Genomic DNA, 21,625 nt, shown 5'->3' on the forward strand with positions numbered 1-21,625 from the left:
GGCATGTTTCACAGACGTTTACTGGGGGCTGCTGCCCCCAGACCCCCGCAATCATGCGGGCGCGTCGCGTTCTGGTTCCGGTGGGGGCTTGTCGCCCCACGCGGCGGTAGCCGCACATCGACACAGCCCCGCGTCCCTGACGGGGCGCCCTGAAGGGGCGCTTACGCGCCCTTCGCGGCCTCCCGCACCGCGCCCGCCACCGCTCCCGCGACCTTCTCGTTGAAGACGCTCGGAATGATGTAGTTCGGGTTCAGCTCGTCCTCGGTGACCACGTCGGCGAGGGCCTTCGCGGCCGCGAGCATCATGTCCGTGTTCACCGTCCGGGACTGCGCGTCCAGGAGGCCGCGGAAGACGCCCGGGAAGACCAGCACGTTGTTGATCTGGTTGGGGAAGTCGGAGCGGCCGGTGGCGACCACGGCGGCCGTCTGGCGGGCGATCGCCGGGTCCACCTCGGGGTCCGGGTTCGCGAGTGCGAACACGATGGCGTCGTCGGCCATGGCGGCCACGTCGTCGCCGTCGAGGACGTTCGGGGCCGAGACGCCGATGAAGACGTCCGCGCCCCGCACGGCCTCCTTCAGCGTGCCGGTGAGGTCCTCGGGGTTGGTGTTGTCGGCGATCCAGCGCAGCGGCGAGTCGGCCGGGGCCTCCACCAGGTCCTCGCGGGCGGAGTGCACGACACCGCGGATGTCGGCGACGACAGCGTTCTTCACGCCGGCCGCGATCAGCAGCTTCAGGATGGCCGTACCGGCCGCGCCGGCGCCGGACATGACGACCCGGATGTTCTCGATCGCCTTGCCGGTGCAGCGAAGTGCGTTGGTCAGGGCGGCGAGGACGACGATCGCGGTGCCGTGCTGGTCGTCGTGGAAGACGGGGATGTCGAGGGCCTCCCGCAGGCGCGCCTCGATCTCGAAGCAGCGCGGCGCGGAGATGTCCTCCAGGTTGATGCCGGCGAACCCGGGGGCGATCGCCTTGACGATCTCGACGATCGCGTCGGTGTCCTGGGTGTCCAGGCACAGCGGCCACGCGTCGATGCCCGCGAACCGCTTGAAGAGGGCCGCCTTGCCCTCCATGACGGGCAGCGCGGCCTTCGGGCCGATGTTGCCGAGGCCCAGGACCGCCGAGCCGTCCGTCACGACCGCAACGGAGTTGCGCTTGATGGTGAGGCGGCGCGCGTCCTCGGGGTTCTCCGCGATCGCCATGCACACGCGGGCCACGCCCGGGGTGTAGATCATGGAGAGGTCGTCACGGTTGCGGATGGGGTGCTTGGACTGCATCTCGATCTTGCCGCCGAGGTGCATGAGGAACGTACGGTCCGAGACCTTGCCGAGGGTGACGCCCTCGATCTCGCGGAGCTGCCCGACGATCTGGTCGGCGTGGGCGGTCGAGCTGGCAGCGATGGTGACGTCGATACGGAGCTTCTCGTGGCCGGACGCGGTGACGTCGAGGCCGGTGACCGAGCCTCCGGAGGACTCCACGGCGGTGGTGAGCTGCGAGACGGCGGTTCCGCTCGCGGGCACCTCCAGCCGGATGGTCATCGAGTAGGAGACGCTGGGCGCCGTTGCCATGGCCGACTTCCTTCGTTTCACCGTGTAGCGAGTTGTGCCGTCCGATCGTCGCACCTACCGCCGGGTAGGCGGTAGCGGGGCCTGGTTTCGTGCGTATTGTTCGCACGAAAAAGAGGCCCACATCACAGCGTGACGTGGGCCTCTTCGACGTTCATGACACCGGCCCGCCATGCTCGCCTCGCGGCAAGTGGTCGCTCGTAGCGACGAAGGTTGGGCCCGGGGGCTTGGATCGAGCCGGTGTCACGACAAGGCTAACAAACAGATCCCCTAAGGCCATTCCCGTCCGCGGACTTCACAGGAAACCTCCAGCCGAACGGCCCCGCGTTCACTCCCTGAGCAGGTCCGGCACCCCAGCCGCGTCCGGCTCGTCCCGCTCCCCCGAGACCACCGTCAGCTGCTGGGTCGCCCGGGTGAGGGCCACGTACAGCACGCGCAGCCCGGCCGGGGACTCGTCGGCGATCTCGGCGGGCGACACGACGACCGTCGCGTCGTACTCCAGGCCCTTGGCCTCCAGGCTGCCCAGGGCCACCACCCGGTCGCCGAGCCCGGCGAGCCAGCGGGCGGCCTCGGCGCGCCGGTCCATGGCCACGACCACGCCGACCGTGCCGTCGACCCGGTCGAGAAGCTGCTCGGCCGCCGCCCGGACGGTCTTCTCCAGCGAGTCGCGGGCGCCCGTGCCGTGTCCGTTGTCCGCCACCACGAAACGCGGCTCGACCCCGGTGGAGCGGACCGCCGACGGGGACTTGGAGCCGGGCATGGCGAGCGCCAGCACCCTGGCCGCGAGCTCGGCGATCTCCGCCGGGTTGCGGTAGTTCACGGTGAGCTCGAAGCGGCGCCGCGGGCGGCTGCCGAGGGCCTCGTCCCGGGCCTCGGCCGCCTCGTCCGGGTCGGACCAGGAGGACTGGGCGGGGTCGCCGACCACCGTCCAGGTGGCGTGCCGGCCGCGGCGGCCGACCATCCGCCACTGCATGGGGGTGAGGTCCTGCGCCTCGTCGACGATGACGTGGGCGTACTCGACGCGCTCCTGGGCGAGCCGTTCGGCACGCTCGCGCTGGGACTCCTCGCGCGTCGGCATCAGCTCCTCCAGGCCGGTGAGCTGGTCCAGCGGGTCCAGTTCGCGCTTCTTCCTGGGGCGGACCGGGGCGCCGAGGATGGCCTCGAGCTCGTCGAGCATGGCGATGTCGTGCACGGAGTGGCCGTCCCGGCGCAGGGAGCGGGCGACCCTGCGGACCTCGCCGGGGTTGAGGATGCGGCGGGCCCAGCGGCCCAGGCGGCGCTCGTCGGCCATCGCGGTGAGGACCGCCTGCGGGGTCAGCTCGGGCCACCAGGCGTCGAGGAACCCGATGAAGGAGTCCTCCGTGACGATGTCCTCGTCGAAGGAGGAGCGCAGCTCGGCGGCCAGCTCCGGGTCGCTGTGCCGGCCGGCCGCGCCGGAGCGGGCCCACAGGGCGTCCAGCAGGAGCCTGCGGGCCCGGGGCCGCAGCAGGTTGACGGGGGCCGTGCCGCCGAGCGCGTTGTGTCTGATGCGGTCGAGTTCCTCGGCCTCCAGCTCCAGGCGGCGGCCGAAGGCGACGACTCTGAGCCGGGTCGGTGAACCGTTCACCTCCAGGGCTCCGCGGGCGGCCTTGCGCAGCACCCGGAGCATCCGGGAGGAGCCCTTGGCGCGGGCGTTGGCCGGCGTGTCGTACAGGGTCGCCTCGGCGCCGTCGACGAGGGAGCCGATGGCGCGGATGGCGACCTGGCCCTCCTCGCCGAGGGACGGGAGGACCCCTTCGGTGTACGCGACCAGCAGCGGGGTCGGGGAGACGATCAGGATGCCGCCCGCGTACCGGCGCCGGTCCTGGTAGAGCAGGTAGGCGGCGCGGTGCAGCGCCACGGCCGTCTTACCCGTCCCGGGGCCGCCCTCGACGTAGGTCACGGAGGCGGCGGGGGCACGGATGACCAGGTCCTGCTCGGCCTGGATGGAGGCGACGATGTCCCGCATGGAGTGGGTGCGGGCCTGGCCGAGGGCGGCCATCAGGGCGCCGTCGCCGATGACGGGCAGGGTGTCGCCGTCCAGGAAGGCGGTCAGCTCCGGGCGCATCAGGTCGTCCTCGACCCCGAGGACCCGGCGGCCCTTGGAACGGATCACCCGGCGTCGTACGACACGCCCGGGATCCACCGGAGTGGACCTGTAGAACGGCGCGGCGGCCGGTGCCCGCCAGTCGATGACCAGCGGGGCGTAGTCCTGGTCGAGGACGCCGATCCGGCCGATGTGCAGGGTCTCGGCGATGTCGGCGGTGTGGTCCGCGCGGACCGCGCCCTCGGCGGGCTCCACGGCGGTGTAGGCGCCGTCCGGGCCCTTCTTGCCGTCCTTGCCGAGGAGCAGGTCGATCCGGCCGAAGAGGAAGTCCTCGAACTCGTTGTTGAGCCGGTTGAGGTGGACGCCCGCGCGGAACACCTGCGCGTCCCGCTCGGCGAGCGCGCCGGGCGTGCCCACCTGGCCGCGCTTGGCCGCGTCGTTCATGAGGAATTCCGCCTCGTGGATCTTCTCCTCGAGGCGCTGGTACACCCGGTCGAGGTGTTCCTGTTCGACGCTGATCTCACGGTCCCGAACGGAGTCCTGAGCGGAGTCCTGTTCCGAGCCGTGAGGGCCGACCGCGGATTGTTGAGCCTGAGCGGCCACCGGGCCCCCTTCTGACGTGCTGGGCAGCCGTCAACCGTACGCGAAGGGGGCCCGCCGAAGCTACGCGCTGACCGAGACCAGCTTCTTGCCGTCGAACGTCATGACCTCGAAGTGGTCGATCTGATTGGGGGCGAAGGCCGCGCCGCCGTGTACGTAGAGGGGCTCCTTGGCCTTCTCCGACTTGGCGTCCGTGATGCCGTATCCCCAGGTCGGAACGGACCAGGAGGTCACCGTCTCACGCTCGCCGTTCTTGCCGACGGCGATCAGCGAGCACTTCTTCGGGCCGGTGACGTTCTTGAGCTGGAGGACCGCGTGGGTGCCCCAGTCCTTCTTCTCGACGGCGACGGTCGCGGTGACGTGGGTCGCCGGGTCCGTGGCCGTCTTCTTGTCGGACATCGTCTGGAAGGCCGTCTGGGCAGGCCCCATGGCCATGTCCGTGCCGCCGCCGCTGTCCGATCCGCTCAGCGCCACGCCGGCCGCGGTGCCGCCGGCGATCAGCACGACCGAGGCCGCCAGGCCGAAGAGGCTGCGCCGGGTGCGGACCTTCCGCTTGTCGGCGACCTCCACGACCAGCTTCTCGACCATCCGAGGGCTGGGTTTGGCGGACAGCGACTCGCCGATGGACGGCGTGGATCCGGAACCCGGCAGATCGGCCAGGGCCGCCAGCATGGGCTCCATTCCGGCCAGCTCGTCGAGCTGCTGGGCGCACCACTCGCACCCGGCCAGATGGGCCTCGAAAGCGGTTGCCTCGGCGTCGTCGAGAATCCCCAGCGCATACGCGCCGACCGTCTCGTGCTCATTGGGAACCGGAGATTCCTGCATAGCACCAGACATACCCGAACCACCTGTGCCGAACCCGCCGTGTCCCCCGTACACACTCATCACGCCGTCACCCCCCGCTCCTCCAGTGCCAGCTTCATGGACCGCAGGGCATAGAACACCCGTGAGCGCACGGTGCCGCTGGGTATACCCAGCGTTTCGGCCGCCTCGTTGACGGTACGCCCCTTGAAATACGTCTCGACGAGCACCTCCCGGTGGGCCGGGGTCAGGTCGTCGAGCGCGTCAGACAGCGTCATCAGCCACAGCGCCTTGTCGATCTCGTCCTCCGCGGGGATGACCTCCAGCGGCGACGGATCGACCTCCTGCGGCCGGGCCTGCCGGCTGCGGTGACCGTCGATGACGATGCGGCGAGCGACCGTCACCAGCCAGGGGCGTACCGATCCGGTCGCTCGATTGAGCTGGCCGGCGTTCTTCCAGGCACGGATGAGTGTCTCTTGCACGACGTCCTCGGCGCGTTGCCGATCACCGGCGACCAGCCGAAGGACATACGCAAGGAGAGGTCCGGCGTGCTCTCGGTAGAGGGCACGCATCAGCTCCTCATCAGGCTCCGAGGGCTGGGACATGCGATGTCGGGCCCTCGATCCACGTTCATTGGCCACGGCCGCATCCTTGCGCACGCCCACCTCCGGTGTCCGGGGGTTCCCCCAGTCGGTCGCTCCCCCACCGGTACGGAAGTGACTCGCGGTGTGTTCAACAAGGCCTCACATTTTTCCGCGAGGTGACATGACGAGCGGGACATGACCCCACATTCCCACCGCGTGATCTTTACATTTCCGACACATCGCCGAACGCCCGAGCGTTGCCCGAGGGTTGCCACGGACAAACCGAATGTTGTCGAAATCACTTTCGGGGAGCTTCGATGAAGATCCGGCATATAGCGCAAAAGGGACGGCGGTTGAGGAGGCCGGGTCGACTGAGGACCGCTCGGCGGTCATGCCGATACCCATGCCCATGCCGACGCTCACGCCCATGCTCACGCTCGGGCGAGGGCCGCGCGGCGGCGGTGGCGGGCCACCCGTTCGCGGTTGCCGCAGATTTCGCTGGAGCACCAGCGGCGTCTGCGTCCGCGGGAGGTGTCCAGGTAGACGATGGGGCAGTTGTCGCCCTCGCACTCCCGGACGGCCGCCCGTGCGACGGGGTCGGTGAGCAGTTCCACGGCGTCCCGGGCGACGGCCGAGAGCAGCGCGGCGCACTCGGGCGGCCCCGCCAACTCCCGCACCAGGAAGCCGTCCGCGCCGGGTACGGCGCGCGGCGCCGGGGGTGCGGCGGCGCGGGCGAGGTCGTTGACGCCGGCGAGCGCGAAGTCGTACGACCGGGGACGGGTGTTGCTCCGGACGCCGTTCCGGCCGGTGTTCCGTTCGCGCACCAACTGACCCACATGTCCCCTCAGTTCACGGAACGCGACCAGCCAGCCGGTGTCGGCGTGGGCCAGCGGGGTGCCCGGCGGGACGAGTCCGGAGCCGGTGATCCAGGCCCGCAACGGCTCGAGCGCGTCGAGCCGTTCGCCGGGATGCGTGGTCGCCAGCAGATCCAGGCAGATCCGCCCGGCGTCGAAGCGCAGCTCGTACGGGGCCGTCGCCGTACCCAGTGCCATGTGCCCGCCACCGCCTAGGACAGGGAACCGTGTCCTCTCACAGTGCCCGGCCCGGCGGGCGGCCGGAACCCCCCGTACCCGTGTTCCGCGAGGTTCCCGTCCGACCCGCACCCGGCGGGGACGCCGGTGCGTGCGGCGCGGGCCGTCCCCGTCGGGTCCGGATACCCCGGCGGGCCTCGCCATGGCCGCCCCCGGCCGTGACCCTTTGTCGTGCGAACGCACAGCGAGCCGCCCCAAGGGGGACCCACGGGGGACGGCGGTTCAGAAAGGACACGTTCATGAGCATGCGCACCCGGGTCGTCGCGGTGGCGACGGCCGTACTGCTGGGCGCCGGCGGCCTGGCCCTGGCACCGGCCGCGAGCGCCGCCGCGGCGTACCACGGCATCGACGGCGGCGGCGGTGTCACCGACGACTGGCAAGACGAGGAGAACCTCGGCGTCGACGACTACGCCACGAGCAACGCGACGGCCCTGTGGGAGACCGTGCTGTGGGCGGACGGCGCCCAGTGGCAGGACGACGACGGCGACTGGCACCCCTTCACCAGGAGCCAGATCGACGGCTCGTTCGGCCCCGAGACCGAGTCGGCCACCCAGTGGTGGCAGGAGCACTTCGGCCTTTCGGACAACGACGGCGTCGTCACCGACCAGACGTGGACGTTCGCCCAGCAGCGGCTCACCGGCCCGACCTCGTTCCAGACCGTCACGTACCACGGCACCTCGCACAACGCCCCGCTCAAGCGGATCAGCGGCAAGTACCGGGTCCGGATCAAGGGCACCGGCTCCTACAAGATCGCGTACTACGACAAGGTCGGCTGAGCACCCCGCGGGGCAGCGCCCACAGCAGCCCCGCGGTCAGCAGCACGATGACACCGAACGCGGCGAGGGCGGCCGTCCGCCACCGCCGCGTTTGCGGTTCCGGCGCGGGAGGCGGTCCCGGCGCGGGAAGCGGTTCCGGTACCGCAAGCGGTCCCGGTGCGGGAGGCGGTCCCGGTGCCGGTAGCGCTTCCGCCGGCGGCTCCGACGGGCCCTGCGGCCACGCCTGTTCGGCCAGCTCCCACAGGGCCAGCAGCCGCGTCTGGTCGCCGCCGCCCAGCCGGCACAGCACCTGGGCCGCACTCCTCGGCGGCAGTCTGTCCCCACTCAGATAGCGCTGCCACGACGACTTGCTGTACGCGGTGCGCCGGGCCAGACCGGCCAGGCTGAGCCCGGTACGGCCCTTCAGGACGCGCAGTTGCTCGACCAGGTGCCGGGCCTGTCCCGGCAGTGTGGCCGGCAACGGCTGCCAGCGTGTCATGTCCCGTTCCCCCCTGTGCCTCGGTCCGGCGTCAGCGTGCCGCCCGCCCGGCCGGATCCGGCAGAGCGCACGCCCGCGGGCCGGGGCACACACGGTCGCGCGCACGCGTCCGCGCGGGACGACCCGGCGCGGGCGGGGAGGAACGGACCCGAGTGGCGGCCCGGGAGCCGCCGGTTACGGCCGGTTGCCGGGAGACGGTCCCCTGAACGTCGTACGACGGTCAGCCGGACCGCTCATCCCCCATGGCCCCCGTGGCGAAGTCCGGCCCAGGCGACGAGCGGTGGAGAGGTGGTGCGGCGGAGCGGTGGAGACGTGGAGCGGTGGAGACGTGGAGCGGGGCGGGACGTGGAGCGGGGCGGGACGTGGAGCGGGGCGGGACGTGGAGCGGGGCGGGACGTGGAGCGGTGGAGACGTGGAGCGGTGGTCCGAGGCGGGCGGACCGGCCTGGGCGGCCCGGGCGGGGTCCGGCGGCGGCTCACGCGTCCGCGTACTTGGCGTCCGCCGCAGGGTCCAGGGCGAGCCGGTAACCCCGCTTGACCACCGTCTGGATCAGCTTCGGCGCGCCCAGGGCCGTACGCAGGCGGGCCATCGCCGTCTCCACCGCGTGCTCGTCGCGCCCCGCCCCCGGCAGGGCCCGCAGGAGTTCGGCGCGGGCCACCACCCAGCCCGGCCGCCGCGACAGCGCCCGCAGCAGGGACATGCCGGCCGGCGGCACCGGCCTCAGCGCGCCGTCCACGAGGACCGCGTGCCCCCGGATCTCCACCCGGTGGCCGGCGATCGGCAACGCCCGTGCCCGCGAGGGGAGTTCCTGGCAGAGCAGCTGTACGAGGGGTCCGAGCCGGAACCGTTCCGGCTGAATGGTGTCGACGCCGAGGGCCTGGAGCGGGAGCGCGGTGACCGGGCCGACGCAGGCCGGGACGACGTCGTGGTGGAGGGCGGCGAGCAGCTCGGCCTGGAGCCCCCGTTTCCCGGCGCGGGAGAGCAGGGAGGCCGCCGCGGGCGCACTGGTGAAGGTGACCGCGTCGACCGTGCGGGAGACGACGGCGTCCAGGAGCCGGTCGACCGGCCCGAGGTCCTCCGGCGGCATCCACCGGTACACCGGCACCGGCAGCACCTCCGCCCCCGCCGCCCGCAACGACTCCACGAACCCCGGCAGCGGCTCCCCGTGCAGCTGTACGGCGATCCGGCGGCCCTCCACGCCCTCCTCCAGGAGCCGGTCGAGCACCTCGGCCATGGACTCGGAGGACGGCGACCACTGCTCGGTGAGCCCGGCGGCCCGCACCGCGCCCTTGACCTTGGGGCCGCGGGCCAGCAGCTCGACATGGCGCAGCCGGTCCAGCAGCTGCTCGCCGAAGCCCCACCCGTCCGCGGCCTCGATCCACCCCCGGAACCCGATCGCGGTGGTCGCCACGGCCACGTCCGGCGCCTGGTCGATGATCTCCTTCGTGGCGGCGAGCAGTTCCCCGTCGTCGGAGAGCGGCACGATACGCAGGGCGGGCGCGTGCAGCACGGCCGCGCCGCGCCGCTGGAGCAGTGCCCCGAGCTCGTCGGCCCGGCGCGCGGCCGTGACCCCCACGGTGAACCCCGCGAGAGGGCCGGACCGGCCGGGATCCGGCCGCTGCTGTTCCTCGTCCATGACTGCTCTCCTAGCTGGCCCGCATGCCCACCGAGCCTGTCAACGGCGCGTGACAGGCTCGGTTCGGCTCCGTGTCACCCGTGTTACGTCACACCTCGGCGTAGCTGAGCTGCGCCTTCGTCTCGGTGGCGGCTGCGGGGTGCCGCTGCGCGGCGGACCGGCGAAGGTATACGGCCCAGGTGACGGCGAAGCAGAGGCCGTAGCAGACCAGGAAGGCGACGAAGGCACCGGTGCCCGAGCCGTAGGAGAGGAAGGACTGCCGGAAGGCGAGGTTGATGCCGACGCCGCCGAGCGCGCCGACCGCGCCGATCAGGCCCATGGAGGCGCCGGACAGCCGCCGCCCGTAGGCCACGGCCTCCTCGCCGGTGAGCCCCTTGGCGAGGGCCTTGGCCTGGAAGATGCCGGGGATCATCTTGTACGTCGACCCGTTGCCGAGGCCGCTGAGCGCGAACAGCACGACGAAGAACGTGACGAACAGCGGCAGTGACTTCTGCATGCTGGCGGCGACGAGGAGGGCGGTGGCGGCGGCCATGCCGACGTAGTTCCAGAGCGTGATCCGCGCCCCGCCGTACCGGTCGGCGAGCCATCCGCCGACGGGCCGGATGAGGGAGCCGAGCAGCGGACCGATGAAGGTGAGGTACGCGGCCTGGAGCGGCGTACGGCCGAACTGGACCTGGAGCACCTGCCCGAAGGCGAACGCGTACCCGATGAACGACCCGAACGTCCCGACGTAGAGGAAGGACATGATCCAGGTGTGGGCGTCCTTCGCGGCGTCGATCGCGGCGCCGGTGTCGTTCTTCACGGTGGCGAGGTTGTCCATGAAGACCGCGGCGAGGACGGCGGCCAGGAGGATCAGCGGGATGTAGATGCCGAGCAGCACACGCGGGCCGCCGCCGGCCCCGATGATCGCGAGCGCGACCAGCTGGATGACCGGCACGCCGATGTTGCCGCCGCCCGCGTTGAGCCCGAGCGCCCACCCCTTCTTCTGCAACGGGAAGAAGGCGTTGATGTTGGTCATGGAGGAGGCGAAGTTGCCGCCGCCGATGCCGGCCAGCAGGCCGACGAGGAGGAAGGTGCTGAACGACGTCCCCGGTTTCGTCACCACGAAGGCGGCGACGGTCGGGATGAGCAGCAGCGCGGCGGAGATGATCGTCCAGTTCCGGCCGCCGAAGAGCGCGACGGCGAAGGTGTACGGCACCCGGACGACGGCACCGACCAGGGTGACCATGGAGGTCAGCAGGAACTTGTCGGCCGGGGTCAGGCCGTACTCGGGGCCCATGAACAGCACCAGCACGGACCACATGGTCCAGATCGAGAACCCGATGTGCTCGGACAGGACGGAGAAGATCAGGTTCCGCCGTGCGACCTTCTCACCGGTCGCGTTCCAGAACGCCTCGTCCTCCGGATCCCACTCCTGGATCCAGCGACTGCGTGAGGTAGGGGCTGGGGCTGTCATGACGCCTCCACGGTGCTCCGCGTGCTCGGTCTTTCCGACTCCGGATGAGTGACTGAGCCCGAAGGTAGGGAGACGGCGTTTCCGCACTGTGGCTGTGGGTGACCGGAAGGGAACGTTGCTCTCACCCTGGTGGGAGGACGGGTGAGAGGTCGGGTGAGAGGTCGGGTGCGCGGCGTTCTCAGCGCGGGGTGGAGGGAGGCTGCTGGGGCGGGGTGTACGGCCCGTAGGGGCCGGGAGCGTACGGACCCGGTGCGGGCGGCTGCTGACCATGACCGGTGGGGGCGGGCTGGGCGCCGTACGGGCCGTAGGGACCGGCCTGCTGCGGCCACGGCTGCTGATACTGGGGCTGCTGGTACTGAGGTTGCTGGTACTGGGGCTGCTGGTACTGGGGCTGCTGGTACTGAGGTTGCTGGTAGGGAGCCTGCTGCCCGTGCTGCTGCACCGGGGTCGGCTGCGTCGGCATCTGCACCGGCATCGGCATCGGTGTGCCCGGCGGCAGATACCGCACCCGGCCGTTCTCCCCCGTCACCGGCATGAACCCGGCGGCCTGGAGGCGCTGCGCGAACTTGGCGTTGCGGCCGCGGGTGACGAAGAACCCGAGCCCCATGACGGCCATGAGAACGACCCAAACGACACCGGAGACGACGAAGGCCCCGGCACTGCCGCCGGCGCGCGCCGCGGCCAGCACCAGCCCGAGGGTGATACCGCCGGCCCCGAGCAGCATCCGCTTCTCGGCGTTCTTGCCGGTGAGGTCGAACTGGATCCGGGCCTTGAGCAGTTCGACGGCGTCGGGGACGAGCGGCGGCAGGGAGACCCCGTCGGCGGCGTTCGGATACTGCGCCCAGTTCTGCGCGGCCCGCGCCCGGCCCTGCGGGCTGTGGTCGGGGACGATCAGCATCTTGAGGACGTTGTTGCGGGAGCCGGTGTGCCGGGCGTCGGCGTACTCGTACCCGAACTGCTGGGCGATGAAGGCCAGTCGGGCGAGCTTCTTCACGGACGCCCAGGCGTTGGTGAGCTCGACGGGCTCGCCACTGGCCATCAACTGGAACATCTTCCGCACTTGCCGCGCGCTCACAGCATCCACTCCCCGTCGGCTGAGCCACTCTTTTAACTTTGCAACCAGGGAAGTTTTCCATGTGACATGCCATGAGGGGACGGCTGCCCAGCGGATTGACCGGAGCTTGACCTGACGTCAATGCTCGCCGATCGGTACTCACGCATTCACGCGGCATCCACTCACCTCGAACCACAGCAGCTTCCCGGACCTGCGGTCCAGCGGGCCGCCGTCCCCTACGGGCCGGCCGCCCCACGAGTCGGCGTACTCCTGCACGAGGTGCAACCCGCGCCCCTCTTGGGCATCCGCCGGGGCGAGCGGGACACGGTCCGAGGGCGGTGCATCGAAAGGGGCCGGGATGCGCGGATGACTGTCCCAGACGCCGACCCGCAGCCGCCCGTCGGGCAGGGCGGTCAGCCGGAGGGAGGCGGGGCCGTTCGTGTGCCGGTAGGCGTTGGTGACCAGTTCGGACGTCAACAGCTCGACCGCGTCGAGGATTTCGCGCTTGCCATGGCCGCCGAGCACCGCCCGTACGGTCATACGTGCGACACGTGCCGCGCGCGGATCATGGGGCAGGCGAAGGGCGTACGCCCAGGTGTCGGGCAGGGATACGGTTCAGGTTCGGGGCAGGGTCACGCCCTTCGCCTGAGCCCACTTCATCACCAGGCACAATCAGCGCATGGGAACGGACATCCACGGCTGGGTCGAGTGCCGCACCTGGCGGGAAAGCCTGGACCACGACGAGACGGCATGGTCGCCGGCGATCAGCTTGTCGATGCTGGGCATGCCCAGAGACTACGACGCCTTGGCCTGCCTCTTCGGCGTACGCGATTTCCACGGCATGTGGCGCCCGGTGGCGCGGCGGACCGGGGCCTCCCTGCGGACCTGTCCCCCGAGGTCCGTGAGGATCACGCCACTTGGGCCGGCTCGGCCTTCGCGGAGACCTGGCTGACCTGGTCGGAGGTCAGGTCGATCGACTGGACGGAACCGGCACTCCCAGGCGTCACTCACATCACCCGCTACCACCGCGCCGAGGACGGCACCCTCCGTCTGCTCCACACCCACGACTGGAGCCGGGCCTTCGCCCGAGCGAGCGGCATCAACACGCTGACGACATCACCGACCGACCTGGCAACCTCTGCCCCGAAGGCACGGAGTGGACGACGACCACCGCCCTCTACCGAGCCGAACGCTTCCTCCGCCGGGACGCGGTCCCGGCGGAGGGCCCGTGGGCCCCGGTATGGACGGTCATGGAGACACTGGCCGGGGTGCACGGCGAGAAGAACGTGCGGCTGGTGGCCTGGTTCGACGAGTAAGGACTTTGCAGGCGGCCTTCGTCACGGCTGACACTCGACACTGCCGACCTGAGACGTGATGCGGCTGATGACCCAGACGCCCTTCGCGTTCTTCTTGAGATCGGTCCGATAACCGACGTAACTCGTCGCGGTGATCTCCGTCTTCCGAACCTTGTCGGTCGTGAGGTACTTGACGTAGGCCTTGCCCTGGTCCTCGCAGTAGCTGAAGGAGGCGGTGCCGTCCTTCGCGACCGCGACATCGGGGTCGTAGAAGCGATACGCGCCCGTGAGGCCGGCCTTGTGGTCCACATAGTTCTGAATGAACTTCCGCGTCCCCGCGGCGGCTGCACCGTCGTAGTAATAGCGGTACGCCTCGTCGAGCGCGTCCTGGCGGACGATGGCGAGATCCACCGCCTTGATCGACTGCTCACTGTCCGCCAGCACCGCGTCCTTGTCGGCGTCACCGGTCGCGGGCCAGTCGAAGCGGTACGACAGATCGGCCGGCATGTCGATCACCGGCCGACCGTCCGAGCCTGTCGAAGCGGCGGGGCCGGAGGCATCGGAGGCGGAAACGGAGGGGCTGGACGTCCCCGAACCGCCGGCGCCTGCCCCCTCCCTGCCGGTCTCCGACTCCCCACCGCATCCGGCAAGAGCGAGCAGCAGCACGCCTGCCAGACCCACGCCTACCGCCCTCGTTACGGCTGGCACGCCTTGTCACCCCCTATTCGCGACGATGTCGGTGGTCTGCCAGACACCGTCGGCGCTCTTGTCGAGCCTGGTGTTGTACGAGACGTAGCTGTTCTTGGCGACAGGCGTCTTGTTGATCTTTCTGGTCTTCTTGTCCCTGCTGAAGCCCTTGCTCTCGTCACCGCAGAAGGTGAGGATCGCTGACGCCTTGCTCTTGAGCGTCACCTTGCGGTCGTAGTACCGCGCAACGCCGGTGATCGTGACGTCGGCCTTCTTCCACTGGGCGACCCAGGACAGCGCGGCCTCAAGGGCCTTACCGGTGTTGTAGTAGGCGATTCCCTCGCCCGTGGGATCTGTCCCGGCAATGGCGGCGTCGGTGGCTCGCACCCCCTCGGCACTGTCCGCGAGCACCGGGTCCTTCACGGGATCACCCGTCCGGGAGCCCTCGAAGGTCAGGGTGAGATCAGCGGGCAGTTCGATCCTCGGGCGGCCGGTCGTGATCTCCGACGCCGAAACGCTGGGCGAGACCGACGCCCCGGTCCTTGTGGCCGAAGGCGAGGCCTTGTCCGCGGCTTCCGCTCCGCCACCGCCGTTTCCGCCGCACCCGGCGAGAAGGAGTACGGCTGTCAAGCCGGCTGCGGCTGTCGTGGGCAGACGGGAGCGACGGTTCACGAGGGGCTCCTGGTCGGGCGACTGGGATGTGTCATGAGGTACGCGCGCGCTTGGCTTATCGGCTAACCAGTGCAGGCCTTGTCACCGCGGTGGGAGGTCAGGGCCGTGGTCTGCCACACGCCCGAACCGTTCTTCACCAGACGCGTGTTGTACAGCACGTACGGACTCTGGCCCGATGGCGTCCGGTCGACCTTTCCGGTCTTGCGGTTCTTGTTGAAGCCCTTGCTCTCGTCCGAGCAGTAGAGGACCGTCGCCGTGGCATCTCCGGACGACAGGGTGACCTTTGGCGCGTAGAAGCGGGTGGTGCCCGTGAAGGAGAGGTTGGCGTCCAGGTACGCCTGGATCCAGGCGACGGCGCCGCTCAACGCCTTGTCCCGGTAGTAGAAAGACAGGCCCGGCGCGCCCGTGTCGCCGCGCAGGATCGCGTCGTTCGTCGCATCGATGCGCGCGGCGGTGTCGGTGAGGACGGCGTCCTTCTCGGCGTCACCGGTTTTCCAGCCGACGTACTCGTCCGTCACATCCGACGGAAGCGTGATCTGGGGACGGCCAGCCGAAGCGGAGGCCGACGCGTTCGCTGAAACGGACGCCGGTGCCCCCGCGTCCTCGTCCTTGGCGTTCGACTTGGAGCCGTTACTCTCTCCGTCGCCTGAGCCGCAGCCGGCCAGCAGCATTGCGGCCGTCACCCCGGCGGCAGTTGTCGTGAGCAGGCGGGAACGGCGGGTCACGAGGAGCTCCTGGGGGGCGGATGAGGTCAAAGAAAACAGCGGACACGGTAGCGGGGCAGGGTTGGCTACCGCAAAGGATTACCGGCTGGGCAGCACCAGAACTGTCCTGGCCTTCGCCAACTTCCCTATGACTGGCACGACTTGTCCCCCCTGTTGGAAGCGATGTCGGTCGTCTGCCAGACACCTTCAGCGTTCTTGACCAGTTTGGTGTGGTAGAGCACGTAGGACCTTGCGGTCGCCGGTGATTTGTCGACCTTCTTGGTCTTCTTGTTCTTGATGAAGGCCTTGCTCTCGTCGGAGCAGTAGGTGACGTAGGCCTGGTTCGCCCCGGAAAGGGTCACCTTACGGTCGAAGAAACGGACTTCCCCGGTCCATGTGTCGCTGTCATCGATGTAGCCCTGCACGTATGTGATCGACGACTCCAGGGCCTTCCCGGTGTTGTAGAACCCCAGCGCCTTGGTGCCCGTACTTCCGTTGAAAATCGCCTCGTCCACGGAGTTGGTGCTGAGAGCACTGTCCGCGAGAACGGCGTCCTTCGCGGCGTCTCCCGTCTTCGCATCCTCGAAGACGTTCTTGGACTCGGAAGGGAACGTGATCTGCGGACGCCCCGCGGCCTCGGACGCCGAAGCAGAGGCACTCGGCGATACCGAAGCCGACGCCCTCGTGTCCGAGCCCGCGATCCTGTCGTTCGACTTGGAGTTGCCGCCGCCTCCTCCGCCACACCCGGCGAGCAGAAGTGCCGCCGTCGCACCGGCGGTGGCAGTCGTAAACAGGCGCAGGCGGCGGGTCACGGTGGGCTCCTGGTGTGGCGGGCGATGTCGAAGAATGCAGCGGAAGCGGTAGCCGGGACCAGGGGGTACCAGCGCAATTGGCCGCATCTGCTGTGCAAAGGATGCACAGGCTGGGCGTTGGAACATCAGTCGGTCTGCCCTCAACGGGCATTGCTGCCTTCCGTTCGGCGGCAGCCCCGGGGCGGCGGGGGTCACTTCCAGTGCAGCGACTTGGCGACCGCCTCGAACAGATCGACCATGGCATCGGCGAACATGTCCAAGGACGTCGAGAACGTGAGCAGCAGGACAGCCTGGGTGTTCGGCACCCTGACCGCGTAGTCCACCACGGTCACGGGCAGTTGGTTGCCGGTCGGGTCTTCGGCGCCCGGAACCTTGCGGCTCCGCCGCATCGTCGCGGGACCGGCGAAGGGGAGAACGACCTCAGCGATCTGCTGGGACCGACCCTTGGCTTCGAGGCGGACGCGCTCCCCGGCCGGGATCACTGTGACGAGGAGCGAGGCGGAGAGGGGCACAGGGCCGATGGAGGTCGTCGAGATATAGAGCTCGACGCCGCCGTTCTCGTAACCTTCTTCCGCGCGGGCACCTACGGTCTTGGTGAATTCCCGCTTGAGCACCACCGCGTCGTCCTGACCATCGAATACCCGCTCGGCCAGGGCGCGAATGGGCGCTTTCCAGCCGTCGGGTTCGAGCGGAATCCTGAACCAGCCGTCCGGAACGAGCAGGCCGTAGTCACCCGGAGGGTGAATCTCACCGTAGGTGCGGCCGTCGGCGACGGTGTCCGGCATTCCTCAGCCTTCCTTGATCTCGGCGAGCTCCAGCGACTCGGCCAGCGTCTGTGCCAATTCCAGGAGCGCTTCACTGAAGACGAGGTTCGTCCATGTCATCCGGAAGACAAGGATGTTGTCGACCTGCGGCGGAATCACCGCATAGGTGACCGTCTCCATCATCGTCTTCTTCTTGAAGAGCGAACCGGTCTCGACCGAGAGGAGTTCCTGGACGCGTACACCGGGGCCGGCCGGCAGGTTCACCTCGGTCACGCTGCGACGCTCGGGCGACGAGGGCAGAACGGCTTCCAGGAGTTCCGGAAGACGGTCCGTGGACCGGTATCCTTCCCCGTCGAAGTCGTGCACCTCGTAGACGGCGGTCAACGCCTTGGCCGCGTCGATCACATAGGCATAGGTGAAGGTGGGGTCGCCCAGATCAGCCGTGGCCGCCACCCGAGCCAGTACCGAGGTCAGTTCGCGGATCTCGCCCCGGGGAGCATCTGTACCCAGGTATTCCCGGGCAGCCTGCTTGGCCCACTTCTCGAACTCCGCGTTCTCTCCCACGGGGAGTCTGATACTGCCCTCGGGTTCGGAGATCAGGCACTGCCACATCACGTCGCCGCTCCCTTGAAATTCCTTCTGGCCGTCACGAACCCACCGTCCAAGCAGACTTCCACTTGTTGTACGGATTGTCCCATTCCGTGAGGCCGTGGAGCTTGTCATTCCCGTCGATGGCGGTCGCCGCGGCAGTGTAACCGAGCCACCTCTGCCCGGCGGAGCGTACATAGTCGGTGAACTTCACACCGCCCATGCTTTCGAACTTACCGAGAATCGGGACCTCCGCGAGTGCCTTGCTGGACTCGACCCATTCCGGATTACCGAAGGGCCGGGCCCCCCGCCAAGCATCCCTTCCGAAGAGCTTCCCGACGTCCTTGAAGTCCTTGAGGCCCTTCACGGCGTCGACCGTGTCCTGATAGATCGCCTTGGGATTCAGGACGTGCTTGAACTCTCCGAGCTTCCCGAAGGTTCCCGGCAAGTCGCCCGCAAGTCTCTGTGACGCCTCTTCGGCGGCCTGGTTGGCAAGCTTGGTGGCTTTGCCCTTCAGTGTGTTGGCGGCCTTCGACGATCTGCCGGCCAGCGAGTTGGCGGCGAGGAAGTCCGCGCGCGCGGAGCGGCTCGCCGTCTGCACACCCCGCACGCCCGCCGCAGCCGCCTTGCCCGCGCTCAGCGCGGCACGCCCCAGCCCGAGCGTGAGCAGGGCCACGCCGTCCAGAACCAGGTCGGCGATGCTCGCGTCTCCCGAGAAGACGAGCACCAGGTGGCAAGCGAGGGACACGACCGTCGCGAGCAGAGCGATCGCGTCCAGTACACCCGCCAGCGCCCAGCCGATCACCGGGATCCAGCCCACCAGCAGAGAGGCGAGGGCGCAGGCCGTCGCCACCCAGCCGGCGATGTCCGCGATGCTCTTGAGCGCTCCCTTGATGTTCTCCCAGGTGGAATCCTTCAGCTTGTCGTGGTCGATAAGCGCCTCGAGGGCCCGGGCCGCCTTCTCCCCAGCCCGATTGCGGGCGTTCTTGGCGGCGTGCACTCGCTTGATGGCGTCCTTGATACGGCCGTCGACCTCGTCCCGCTTCGTGGTCAGGTCGTGTTTCTGCTGCTCGTAGTCGCCCGCGGACTTGTCCAGGGCGTCGAGCGACTTGTCGAGACGGTCCCGCTCCTCGCGGTCGCGCTCGGCGTCGTTGCGGGCCTTGTCCGCCGCCTGCTGGGAGGAGGCCAGGACGGAGGCGTACTTCTCGTCCGGCAGGTCCGTCTGCTCACCCAGGAGGTCGGCAGCCGTCTCGAAGCGGTCCAGGACCTTCTTCAGCCGTCCGACGGTTCCCTCGGCCGTCTTGCGGAACTCGTTCGCGGCATCACTCTGCCAGCCGTCCACACCGCACAGGGCCTCGATGTTGCCCGTCTGCCTTCTGATGGCGTCGGCCACCGAGCGGAATCGCCGGCCCAGCTTCGCCACGGCATCGGGGTCCCCGGACACCGGGTCGGAGTCCAGCTCGACCGGTGACCAGTCCTTCGGTCGGGACATCATCCCCCTTGCCGCTAGGGCTGCTTCTCCTGCTTGCGGACCGCGTTGGCGAGGTCGGTGTCTATCTGCTCGTAGGCCTGGGCCGCGGCCTTCGTGATTCCCGCGAGCTTGGCCAACTCCCCTTCGAGTTTCCCCCGCTTGTAGTCCCAGTTGTCGGCGAAGTCGTCGAGCCGGTCCGTGAGTTCCTCATGACCGACGACTTCTCGGCTCCAGCCGTACTTGTCCTTGTCGTCGAGCCCCTGTAGTTCCGCGACGATCTTCTCGATGCCGGTGGCAACGCTCTTGAGCACGTCGAGATCGTCGATCCTGGTCCTGTCACCCACGGCGCCCCTTACGGCCGGAGGGCTCCGGCCGGCCCTCACTCACCTGTTGACGGACTGGATCTCCTGGACGACGACATCCTGAGAGCGGCCGAAGGTGCCGTCGGGCAGGTTGTCGCCGTTGCCGTCGCTGCCGGTCCAGCTGATCTGCCAGGTGACCGTGGCCTTCAGCTGGTACGAGCCGTCGCCGGACGAGTGGAGGTACTTCACTCCACAGGGTGGCGTCCTGTCGGCGTCACCCGCGCTGTACTTCTCCCCCACCGTGCCGTTGTTGATCTCGCAGACACCCGACGCCGGGTAGGTGACCGCGTCGGACGTACCCGGGTCGATCTTGAGGGCGACGGGTTTGGCGGTCGTCGTCGCCCACATGCCCAGGGCGTCGATGCGCGCGGTGACCGACACCGGCTTGAACGTCGCCCCGTCCAGCCACGCCCACGTGGGGAGGTTGACCTTTGTCGTGTTCGCGGGCGCCAGACTCACGTCCTTGGAGGGCACGCGGATTTCGTTGTACGCCAGTTTGGCAAGAATCTCAGGCGTGACGGTGTTCGGGATGTTGGCCGGCGGGTCGTCGCCGGTAGCCACCCAGAAGTAGGGCTCATCGCACTTGTCCCAGCCGGGCGGGAAGGACTTGTTGACGTACGAGTCCCACCAGTAGCCCTTGCCGGTCTCGTCCTTGTTGAAGTCCTTGTAGGGATGCCCGTTGACATACCGGTCGCGCTGAGTCGCGTCCCACCCGTCACCCGTCGAACCGGCCTCCCAGATCGGTTCCAGGTACGCCTGCAAATCCGCCGGGGAGTACTTCGGGGCGTACCAGCACGCCGGCGGGGTCCAGGACGTGATGGGAGCGACGGGGCCGACGGAACTACCCGAGCCGTTCTTGGAAAGGTCGTACCGGATCACACCGACGGTCGAGGAAAGCTTGCCGTCCGGGGACGAGTTCCCGTGCTCCTGCGTCTCGCTGGTCGTCGTCCCGTCATCCCCTCGCCCACCCGCATAAGCGTTCTGCGAGACGAAAACCGACACCCATGCGAGCGAGATGATCGCTGCGCCTCTCGCCAACTTCCTTACGGCTGGCACGCCTTGTCCCCCCGATTCGACACGATGTCAGTAGTCTGCCAAACGCCCTTGGCATTCTTCGTGAGCTTGGTGTGGTACAGCACGTAACTGTCCGCCGTCGTTGGCGTGTTCTTGACCTTGCCGGTCTTCCTGTTCTTCAGAAACGACTTGCTCTCGTCAGAACAGTAGGTGACGTACGCGTTCTTGACCCCGGACAGCGTCACGCTGCGGTCGAAGTACCGGGTCTTGCCGATCCACGTGTCACCCTTGTCGATATACCCCTGTACGAACGTGATCGCCGCGCCCAGGGCCTTGTCCGCGTTGTAGAAACCGAGGGCCTTCGTGCTCGTGCTTCCCTCGAAGATAGCCTCATCCATGGAGTTCACGCTCAGGGCACTGTCCGCGAGGATCGCGTCCTTGGTGGCATCGCCGGACTTCTGGTCTTCGAAAACATTTGAGGCGTAAGACGGGAACGTGATCTTCGGACGCCCCGCAGGCTCGGATGACGAAGCCGAAGCACTCGGCGATGCCGAAGCCGAAGCCCCCGTGTCCGCGCCCGCGATCTTGCCGTTCGAGTCGGACTTGTCTCCGTCTCCTCCGCCGCAGCCGGCGAGCAGGAGTGCGGCCGTCACACCGGCGGTGGCTGTCGTGAGCAGGCGGCGGGAACGGCGGGTCACGGTGGGCTCCTGGTGGGGCGGTTGGGGTCTGCGAAGCAGCGAATACGGTATCGGTGTCCATCCGGAACGCACCAGAGCGATTTACTGCGACCCGCCCGCACCAAACCCGCATAGCAGATCATAGTCGGGCAACTGAACGTCCTCACCACAGCTTTGGTGCCGTCCCGTGACATCTCGACGCCCCTCAGTTGACCCACGCAAAGGGCTGTTGACCGGGTCAGGCAGCCCGGCGGCGGTGTCGGCTCCCGCGTGCCGATCACGGACCATCCTTCGCCTCAAACCGGCCAGACCTGTAACTTCACGTGTGCACAGGTTTGTTGATGAGGCGTACGCGACGGGGGTTGCGGGGTTATGGCGGGCTACCGACCGGCGGACTGGCATCCACTCGACCTCGACAAGGACCCCACCCCGGGCGACCCGCAACGCGTCCGCACCCTCGCCGCCCAACTCCACGG

The 21,625-nt window shown here is 68.9% G+C and carries 21 protein-coding genes; 1 reads left to right on the forward strand and 20 read right to left on the reverse strand.

Translation table 11 applies throughout. The features are described from left to right. Nucleotides 1–161: 161 nt before the first annotated feature. From ACZ4N4_RS06855 to ACZ4N4_RS06875, 5 genes are all read right to left on the reverse strand, one after another. On the reverse strand, nucleotides 162–1,565 hold the full coding sequence (locus tag ACZ4N4_RS06855) for an NAD-dependent malic enzyme (protein ID WP_450756339.1): 1,404 nt from the start codon (nucleotides 1,563–1,565) through the stop codon (nucleotides 162–164). 325 nt (nucleotides 1,566–1,890) lie between these two features. After that, nucleotides 1,891–4,230, reverse strand: a complete 2,340-nt coding sequence (locus tag ACZ4N4_RS06860) for a HelD family protein (protein WP_467585205.1) — start codon at nucleotides 4,228–4,230, stop codon at nucleotides 1,891–1,893. Nucleotides 4,231–4,290: 60 nt separating this feature from the next. After that, nucleotides 4,291–5,052: an anti-sigma factor family protein gene (locus ACZ4N4_RS06865; RefSeq protein WP_453571683.1), complete on the reverse strand. Its 762-nt coding sequence runs from the start codon at nucleotides 5,050–5,052 to the stop codon at nucleotides 4,291–4,293. A 59-nt stretch (nucleotides 5,053–5,111) separates the two neighbouring features. After that, nucleotides 5,112–5,633 (reverse strand): sigma-70 family RNA polymerase sigma factor, encoded by a 522-nt coding sequence (locus tag ACZ4N4_RS06870; protein WP_010039908.1) that lies wholly within the window; start codon nucleotides 5,631–5,633, stop codon nucleotides 5,112–5,114. Nucleotides 5,634–6,043: 410 nt separating this feature from the next. Beyond that, on the reverse strand, nucleotides 6,044–6,664 hold the full coding sequence (locus ACZ4N4_RS06875; protein WP_453571680.1) for a CGNR zinc finger domain-containing protein: 621 nt from the start codon (nucleotides 6,662–6,664) through the stop codon (nucleotides 6,044–6,046). A 278-nt stretch (nucleotides 6,665–6,942) separates the two neighbouring features. Here ACZ4N4_RS06875 and ACZ4N4_RS06880 point away from each other — a divergent pair, with 278 nt between their 5' ends. Continuing rightward, nucleotides 6,943–7,479: a peptidoglycan-binding domain-containing protein gene (locus ACZ4N4_RS06880; RefSeq protein WP_467585208.1), complete on the forward strand. Its 537-nt coding sequence runs from the start codon at nucleotides 6,943–6,945 to the stop codon at nucleotides 7,477–7,479. Here the strand turns inward: ACZ4N4_RS06880 and ACZ4N4_RS06885 are convergent. The 15 genes from ACZ4N4_RS06885 to ACZ4N4_RS06955 form a co-directional block, all read right to left on the reverse strand. Beyond that, entirely contained in the window at nucleotides 7,430–7,957 is a 528-nt protein-coding gene (locus ACZ4N4_RS06885; protein WP_467585211.1) for a helix-turn-helix domain-containing protein, read from the reverse strand. The two genes, ACZ4N4_RS06880 and ACZ4N4_RS06885, sit on opposite strands and share 50 nt — an antisense overlap. A 475-nt stretch (nucleotides 7,958–8,432) precedes the next feature. Next, on the reverse strand, nucleotides 8,433–9,593 hold the full coding sequence (locus ACZ4N4_RS06890) for a uroporphyrinogen-III synthase (RefSeq protein WP_467585213.1): 1,161 nt from the start codon (nucleotides 9,591–9,593) through the stop codon (nucleotides 8,433–8,435). A gap of 88 nt (nucleotides 9,594–9,681) precedes the next feature. After that, nucleotides 9,682–11,049, reverse strand: a complete 1,368-nt coding sequence (locus ACZ4N4_RS06895; RefSeq protein ID WP_467585215.1) for a nitrate/nitrite transporter — start codon at nucleotides 11,047–11,049, stop codon at nucleotides 9,682–9,684. Between the two features lie 178 nt (nucleotides 11,050–11,227). Continuing rightward, nucleotides 11,228–12,124 carry a hypothetical protein gene (locus ACZ4N4_RS06900; RefSeq protein ID WP_467585218.1) on the reverse strand — a complete coding sequence of 299 codons (897 nt, stop codon included), beginning with the start codon at nucleotides 12,122–12,124 and terminating at the stop codon, nucleotides 11,228–11,230. Nucleotides 12,125–12,262: 138 nt separating this feature from the next. Beyond that, entirely contained in the window at nucleotides 12,263–12,679 is a 417-nt protein-coding gene (locus tag ACZ4N4_RS06905; RefSeq protein WP_467585361.1) for an ATP-binding protein, read from the reverse strand. A gap of 761 nt (nucleotides 12,680–13,440) precedes the next feature. Beyond that, complete coding sequence (locus ACZ4N4_RS06910; protein WP_467585364.1) at nucleotides 13,441–13,905, reverse strand: hypothetical protein; 465 nt, start codon at nucleotides 13,903–13,905, stop codon at nucleotides 13,441–13,443. A gap of 207 nt (nucleotides 13,906–14,112) precedes the next feature. After that, on the reverse strand, nucleotides 14,113–14,757 hold the full coding sequence (locus ACZ4N4_RS06915) for a hypothetical protein (RefSeq protein ID WP_467585221.1): 645 nt from the start codon (nucleotides 14,755–14,757) through the stop codon (nucleotides 14,113–14,115). 62 nt (nucleotides 14,758–14,819) lie between these two features. After that, complete coding sequence (locus ACZ4N4_RS06920) at nucleotides 14,820–15,428, reverse strand: hypothetical protein (RefSeq protein WP_467585224.1); 609 nt, start codon at nucleotides 15,426–15,428, stop codon at nucleotides 14,820–14,822. A gap of 179 nt (nucleotides 15,429–15,607) precedes the next feature. Next, complete coding sequence (locus tag ACZ4N4_RS06925; protein WP_467585226.1) at nucleotides 15,608–16,273, reverse strand: hypothetical protein; 666 nt, start codon at nucleotides 16,271–16,273, stop codon at nucleotides 15,608–15,610. Between the two features lie 191 nt (nucleotides 16,274–16,464). Next, nucleotides 16,465–17,058 (reverse strand): hypothetical protein, encoded by a 594-nt coding sequence (locus ACZ4N4_RS06930; protein WP_467585229.1) that lies wholly within the window; start codon nucleotides 17,056–17,058, stop codon nucleotides 16,465–16,467. 3 nt (nucleotides 17,059–17,061) lie between these two features. Further along, nucleotides 17,062–17,601 (reverse strand): hypothetical protein, encoded by a 540-nt coding sequence (locus ACZ4N4_RS06935; protein ID WP_467585232.1) that lies wholly within the window; start codon nucleotides 17,599–17,601, stop codon nucleotides 17,062–17,064. An 82-nt stretch (nucleotides 17,602–17,683) separates the two neighbouring features. Further along, the gene (locus tag ACZ4N4_RS06940) at nucleotides 17,684–19,117 is read right to left on the reverse strand and encodes a putative T7SS-secreted protein (protein ID WP_467585235.1); all 1,434 of its coding nucleotides are present in this window, start codon (nucleotides 19,115–19,117) and stop codon (nucleotides 17,684–17,686) included. 14 nt (nucleotides 19,118–19,131) lie between these two features. Beyond that, nucleotides 19,132–19,440: a hypothetical protein gene (locus tag ACZ4N4_RS06945; RefSeq protein WP_467585238.1), complete on the reverse strand. Its 309-nt coding sequence runs from the start codon at nucleotides 19,438–19,440 to the stop codon at nucleotides 19,132–19,134. Between the two features lie 39 nt (nucleotides 19,441–19,479). Next, nucleotides 19,480–20,514, reverse strand: coding sequence for a hypothetical protein (locus ACZ4N4_RS06950; protein WP_467585241.1), 1,035 nt, complete (start codon nucleotides 20,512–20,514; stop codon nucleotides 19,480–19,482). After that, the gene (locus ACZ4N4_RS06955) at nucleotides 20,502–21,170 is read right to left on the reverse strand and encodes a hypothetical protein (protein WP_453571637.1); all 669 of its coding nucleotides are present in this window, start codon (nucleotides 21,168–21,170) and stop codon (nucleotides 20,502–20,504) included. The genes ACZ4N4_RS06950 and ACZ4N4_RS06955 overlap by 13 nt, the downstream gene beginning before the upstream one ends. Between the last annotated feature and the right edge of the window lie 455 nt (nucleotides 21,171–21,625).

The sequence above is a fragment of the Streptomyces sp. NPDC026538 genome (genome assembly GCF_055567535.1).